Below are 5,818 nucleotides of genomic sequence, written 5' to 3' on the forward strand. Positions count from 1 at the left end.
ATAATGAAGGATAGGGATACCATTTTCGAATTTTCTGAAATCCAGAAAGCCAAAAAAATAAATGGAAAACTTATAGTAAGCACAAAAGATTCTATTTATTGGAGAGTAAAAGTACTTCGTTTAGAGCCCAATGGGATTCGGGTTCAAGATTTTTATGCCGATACGGATTTGAAAATATTTCATTCTTTGACAATAAAAAAATCAGAAGCAATCCAAGAACTTAACTCAAGTTATTTGGTAAAACCATCAAGAAGGGAATTCGTTAAAATTCTCAAAATTGAAGATTTGGGAAAGAGTACTATGTTTATGAGGTACCACTCGAAGTAGTTTCAAATATAAATGCATCGGCATAAGCTGAACAAAAAAAACCGATGCCAATTTGAAAGAGTTTCGAACCTCCAACCACTCCCGATAAAAATGGGGATGCTCGGAACTTAAAAAACAAAAAAAAACTCCAACATTTCTGTTGAAGTTTTGGTGGGCGATGAGGGGTTCGAACCCCCGACCCCCTCGGTGTAAACGAGGTGCTCTGAACCAGCTGAGCTAATCGCCCTTGTTTCACAACTTGGTTTCCTTCGTTGCGAGTGCAAATATACAACTCCATTTGGATTTTGCAACCGCTTTTTAATAAAAAATTACTCTTTTTTTATACTTGACAAAACAGCTTTATCACTGTAATTGATTACTTCAAGTGTAATCGGTTCATTTTTAGAATTTTTACCTTCAATAACGTATAGTTTTCCGCCTTTTTGGGGGATATTACTTTTACTAAAAATTACATCGCCGTAGGTCAATGTCTTTCGAATATCACTTGTGTCAACCCATTTTTGAGTCAGTTGTTCTTTGGATTCGGTCGAATAATGAAAAGGTTTTGACCTCAAATCTTTTAAAACACGTGCATTTGGAAAATAGCTGCATTTCATGTCTTTGCCGTTTAAAAACATAAACAAAAAGACCATTCCTATGATCATTCCCATTGAATAATAGGCAAATCGCTGATAAAATTTCATGAATTTATTTTTTGCAAAGTTACACTAAAGAAACTTTAAAAAACAATTAAATTAATATCACTATTTGGTAATCCAAACCATTCCCCAATAGCTTTGTTGGTCAAAATACCGTGGTAAAAATACACGCCATTTTTAAGTCCATTATCGCAACGGATCGCACTCTCGAGTCCGCCATCCTCAGCAATTTGCAAAAGATAGGGCGTGAGAATGTTACTGATGGAAAGCGATGCGGTTTTGGAATACCGAGAAGGAATATTTGGCACGCAATAATGAATCACATTGTGTTTTACAAACGTAGGATTTTGATGATTGGTAACTTCAGAAGTTTCAAAGCAACCGCCTGTATCAATACTGACGTCAACGATTACGGCGCCACTTTTCATGTGTTCGACCATCGTTTCACTCACAATAACAGGACAGCGTTCTTTTCCATGCATGGCCCCAATAGCTACATCGCAACGACGAAGTGCTTTCAATAATATTTTGGGTTGGATAGTTGAGGTGAAAATACGTTGATTCAGTCGGTTTTGTAAACGCCTCAGCTTGGTTATAGAATTATCAAAAACTTTGACACTTGCTCCAATTCCGAGAGCTGTTTTTGCTGCAAATTCGCCTACCGTTCCCGCCCCAATGATTACCACTTCTGTCGGCGGAACGCCTGTAATGTTTCCTAAAAGCAAGCCTTTTCCGTTCTCGCTGTTGATCATTAGTTCGGATGCGATAAGTACAGATGCCGTACCTGCAATTTCGCTGAGCGATTTTACAGCGGGATACGTTCCTTCTTCGTCCTTAATGAATTCAAAAGCCAATGCTGTTATTTTCTTTTTCCGAAGTGCTTCAAAATAATCGGCTTGTCTGGTTTTGAGTTGAATAGCAGAAATCAGAATCGTTTGTGGATGGAGTAATTCAATTTCAGAAAGGGTAGGAGGTTCTACTTTTAAAATTATCGGACAACCGTACACTTTTTTGGTATCCTTTGTGATTTCAGCACCAGCATTACTGTATTCTTTATCGCTGTAACTCGAACTTTCACCCGCTCCGGATTCGATCATCACTCGATGCCCGTGGTAGACTAGCGAATTTACGGCATCAGGTGTCAAACAAATTCGGCGTTCTTGGAAACAGGTTTCCTTCGGAATTCCAATAAAAAGTTCACTTTTATGACGTTGCATTTCTAGTTTTTCTTCCTGAGGAATAAGTTGTTGCTTGGTAAAAGGAGTAATGGCCATAAAAATAAATTAATAATGCCCGAATTTACAAAAAATGAAAATCATTCTTTAAAAAATTGAGGAAAAAAACAGTACCATTATAGATTTGAAAACACCAATTTTCTATTTCCGTCGGATAGTTTTGTTAAATTAATTACGGAATAATGTTCGGGAAGCAAAGATGGGATTTTTTCGGCCCATTCGATAAAACTCCATGCCTGCGAGTGTAGATATTCATCCATACCCATATCATAAGCTTCACCTTCATTTTTAAGTCGGTACACGTCAAAATGATAAATCAATTCCCCAGATGCCGTTTCGTATTCGTTTACCAAAGAAAAGGTCGGACTACTGGTTGCTTCAGTAACTCCAAGAACATCGCAGAGGGCTTTAATAAATGTAGTTTTACCTACACCCATTTCGCCATTAAATAAAATTACTTTGTGCGGATTGGCTTCTAAAACCGATTGAGCAGCTTGATGTATAGCATCAATTGAGAACGATAATTCCATTGTATATCAATAATATAGTATTATTATTTTGGTTGAAAAACTAAAAAAGGAACAATCATTTCTTCCAATGAAATTCCGCCGTGTTGGTACGTGTTTCGGTAATAACTTGCGTAATGATTGTAGTTATTTACGTACGCGAGAAACAAATCATTTTTTGCAAAAATATACGAACTACTCATGTTAATAGTTGGCAAGCCAATTGATTTTGGATCCTTAACCGCATACACATCTCGATCTTCGTAGGTCAAACTTCTTCCTGTTTTGTAACGTAAATTCAAACTGGTATTTTTGTCGCCAATCACTTTTGAAGGATTTTTGACGTTAATTGTGCCGTGATCGGTGGTTATAATCAGTTTGAAGTTTAGTTTCTGTGCTTGTTGAATGATCTCCAAAAGTGGTGAATTTTTGAACCAACTCAATGTCAACGAACGGTAGGCTTTATCGTCTGAAGCCAATTCTTTAACCACGTCCATTTCGGTTTTTGCATGGGATAGCATGTCGACAAAATTATAAACTACACTTACCAAATCGTTATTTTTCAGTGATTTGAAATTTTCAGCCAGTTTTTTTCCAGCCGCTAAATTGGTGATTTTGAAGTAATCTTGCTTAATGTTCATTCCCAAACGTTTTAGATGTTCGGTCAGGAATTCGGCTTCAAATAAGTTTTTTCCGCCTTCGTCGACATCGTTTTTCCAGTATTGTGGAAATTTTCTCTCCATTTCAATTGGCAAAAGTCCTGAAAACAAGGCATTTCGTGCATACTGAGTTGCTGTTGGCAAAATGGCATAATACGGTACTTCTTTTTCCAATTTATAGTGGTTATTCACCACACTTTCAAATACTTTCCATTGATCGTAGCGCAAATTATCAATTACAACAAATAAAACGGGTTTTTCTTTTTTGACCAATTCAGGAACGACTAATTCGCGAAAAAGCGTATGCGACATTATAGGTTTGTCCATTTTTGGGTCGAACCAATCTTCATAATTTCGTTCTATAAACTTACCGAATTGCGAATTTGCTTCGACTTTTTGAGATTCTAAAATAGAAATCATACTTGGATCGTCGATATTTTCAAGTTCGATTTCCCAATAAATTAATTTTTTATACAAATCTGCCCAATCTTCAAATGAGTTCACCATAGATAAGTCCATTGCAATCTTGCGAAACTCTTTTTGATAATCAAGGGATGTTTTTTCAGAAATAAGTCGGGAGTGATCTAAATTCTTTTTCAAACTCAATAAAATCTGGTTTGGATTTACGGGTTTAATCAAATAATCGGCAATTTTAGAACCAATCGCTTCCTCCATGATAAACTCTTCCTCACTTTTAGTAATCATGATTACTGGAGTAGAAGATTTTTTTTCCTTGATCTCCTGCAATGTTTCCAGACCGTTCATTCCGGGCATGTTTTCGTCCAAAAATACAATGTCAAAGTTGCCTTCTTCGAAAATATCAACTGCATCGCGACCGTTATTACAGGTAGTTACGGCGTAATTTTTTTTCTCTAAAAACAAAATATGGGGTTTGAGTAAATCAATTTCGTCGTCAACCCAAAGTATTTTTATCTGATTCATTTTATTTTTATTTTAAGCACTAAAGTTATGCAAATTACTGTTTCTTGGCTGGACTATTTCTTAATATTATTGTAAACTTTCTTGTTGAATAAACACTGTTGCGTTGCATTATGCCGCGTTAGGGATTTTAACGGAGCTCTCCCCATCTTCCGAAAGTTTCTTTGCGAAGCTGGATTTTAATGTTGATAACCGGATTTTGAATCAAGTCCAGGATGGGGAAGCGGGAGTGGAAGCCCGACCCGACTGGGAGAAGTGGATTTAAAAAAGTTAGTTTAAGCGTAAGAAAACGGGTTTGAGCTGCAAATGGGAGGGTAACGCCCAAATGAATATACTACTGCAAAAAAAACTCCCTAAAGCGGGAGTTGTAAACGTTTAATTTTTATTCTTGCATGGTGTGGTACACGTTTTGAACATCGTCGTCTTCTTCGATTTTTTCTAATAATTTTTCCACATCCGCGATTTGGGCTTCGGTCAGCTCCTTGGTTATTTGCGGAATTCGCTCAAAACCAGAAGATAAAATTTCGATATTTCTGTTTTCCAGTTCTTTTTGAATTGCGCCAAAACTTCCAAAAGGAGCGTAAATTAAAACGCCGTCTTCATCGTCTTTAAAAATTTCTTCGGCACCAAAATCAATGAATTCCAATTCCATTTCCTCTACGTCAATTCCAGCGGCGGGAATGCGGAAATTGCAGGTGTGGTCGAACATGAATTCAACGGAGCCTTGGGTTCCCATTGTGCCATTGCATTTGTTGAAATAGCTTCGGATATTGGCTACGGTACGGTTGTTATTGTCGGTTGCTGTTTCAATCAAAAGGGCAATTCCGTGTGGGGCATAGCCTTCAAACAGCACTTCTTTGTAGTTGGCAGTATCTTTATCGGTTGCTTTTTTAATGGCACGTTCGACATTTTCTTTGGGCATATTGGCCGCTTTTGCATTTTGAATTACGGCACGAAGACGCGAATTGGCTTCAGGATTTGGGCCTCCTTCTTTAACTGCCATTACAATATCTTTTCCGATTCTGGTAAATGCTTTAGCCATTGCCGACCAACGTTTCATTTTTCTACCTTTTCTAAATTCAAAAGCTCTTCCCATTTCTTACAATAATTTTAGTGCTGCAAAAATAAAACATCCGAAAGTGAAATCAAGTTTTTTTTTAAAAAATTCCTGCTTTAAACGGTATTTAAAATCAAGCGTACTTCTGTATTCCCATTTTCTGAATAAAATTCAATAAATCCGTTGTGGAGTAGGGCCATTTCTTTTGCAATTTTCAATCCAAATCCGATGTGCGAATCTTCTTCAGTGGTTGTTGAGTTTAAATAGTACACAATTGCCTTTAATTTTTCATCGCTTAAAATTATTCCTACACTACAAATTGAAATGCATAATTGCTCTTGGCTAACGCTACTTAAAATTTTTATTATTGAGTTCTTTTTTGAAAATTTTATCGAATTGGTAAGTAAATTATTAAGAATAACAGCTATAATATCATTATCTACAAAAACTATTTTAT

General features: G+C 36.5%; 7 protein-coding genes and 1 tRNA gene. 1 reads left to right on the top strand and 7 read right to left on the bottom strand.

Annotated features, from left to right (window positions below):
- Positions 1-327: hypothetical protein (locus ACIQ2X_RS13095; protein WP_396179377.1), on the top strand; the 327-nt coding region annotated here is incomplete at its 5' end.
- A gap of 148 nt (positions 328-475) precedes the next feature.
- On the opposite strand, the gene ACIQ2X_RS13100 is transcribed toward ACIQ2X_RS13095, so the two are convergent.
- The 7 genes from ACIQ2X_RS13100 to ACIQ2X_RS13130 form a co-directional block, all read right to left on the bottom strand.
- A tRNA-Val gene (locus ACIQ2X_RS13100) sits at positions 476-553 on the bottom strand.
- 82 nt (positions 554-635) lie between these two features.
- The gene (locus ACIQ2X_RS13105; RefSeq protein WP_396179378.1) at positions 636-1,010 is read right to left on the bottom strand and encodes a DUF4258 domain-containing protein; all 375 of its coding nucleotides are present in this window, start codon (positions 1,008-1,010) and stop codon (positions 636-638) included.
- 35 nt (positions 1,011-1,045) lie between these two features.
- Complete coding sequence (locus tag ACIQ2X_RS13110; RefSeq protein ID WP_396179379.1) at positions 1,046-2,239, bottom strand: alanine dehydrogenase; 1,194 nt, start codon at positions 2,237-2,239, stop codon at positions 1,046-1,048.
- 77 nt (positions 2,240-2,316) lie between these two features.
- Positions 2,317-2,730, bottom strand: coding sequence for a tRNA (adenosine(37)-N6)-threonylcarbamoyltransferase complex ATPase subunit type 1 TsaE (gene tsaE, locus ACIQ2X_RS13115; RefSeq protein ID WP_396179380.1), 414 nt, complete (start codon positions 2,728-2,730; stop codon positions 2,317-2,319).
- A gap of 23 nt (positions 2,731-2,753) precedes the next feature.
- A complete protein-coding gene (locus tag ACIQ2X_RS13120) occupies positions 2,754-4,307 on the bottom strand; it encodes a response regulator (protein ID WP_396179381.1) in 1,554 nt (517 codons plus the stop codon).
- A gap of 379 nt (positions 4,308-4,686) precedes the next feature.
- Positions 4,687-5,400 (bottom strand): YebC/PmpR family DNA-binding transcriptional regulator, encoded by a 714-nt coding sequence (locus ACIQ2X_RS13125; RefSeq protein ID WP_396179382.1) that lies wholly within the window; start codon positions 5,398-5,400, stop codon positions 4,687-4,689.
- Positions 5,401-5,477: 77 nt separating this feature from the next.
- On the bottom strand, positions 5,478-5,818 hold a 341-nt coding region (locus ACIQ2X_RS13130; RefSeq protein ID WP_396179384.1), incomplete at its 5' end, for an ATP-binding protein.

The organism is Flavobacterium sp., assembly GCF_044368625.1.
Taxonomy (GTDB): Bacteria; Bacteroidota; Bacteroidia; order Flavobacteriales; family Flavobacteriaceae; genus Flavobacterium.

Excerpts from the sequence above, each read along its gene's own strand:
- ACIQ2X_RS13110 (WP_396179379.1), bottom strand. The coding sequence starts at position 2,239 with ATGGCCATTACTCCTTTTACCAAGCAACAACTTATTCCTCAGGAAGAA.
- ACIQ2X_RS13125 (WP_396179382.1), bottom strand. The coding sequence starts at position 5,400 with ATGGGAAGAGCTTTTGAATTTAGAAAAGGTAGAAAAATGAAACGTTGG.
- ACIQ2X_RS13120 (WP_396179381.1), bottom strand. The coding sequence starts at position 4,307 with ATGAATCAGATAAAAATACTTTGGGTTGACGACGAAATTGATTTACTC.
- ACIQ2X_RS13105 (WP_396179378.1), bottom strand. The coding sequence starts at position 1,010 with ATGAAATTTTATCAGCGATTTGCCTATTATTCAATGGGAATGATCATA.
- tsaE (WP_396179380.1), bottom strand. The coding sequence starts at position 2,730 with ATGGAATTATCGTTCTCAATTGATGCTATACATCAAGCTGCTCAATCG.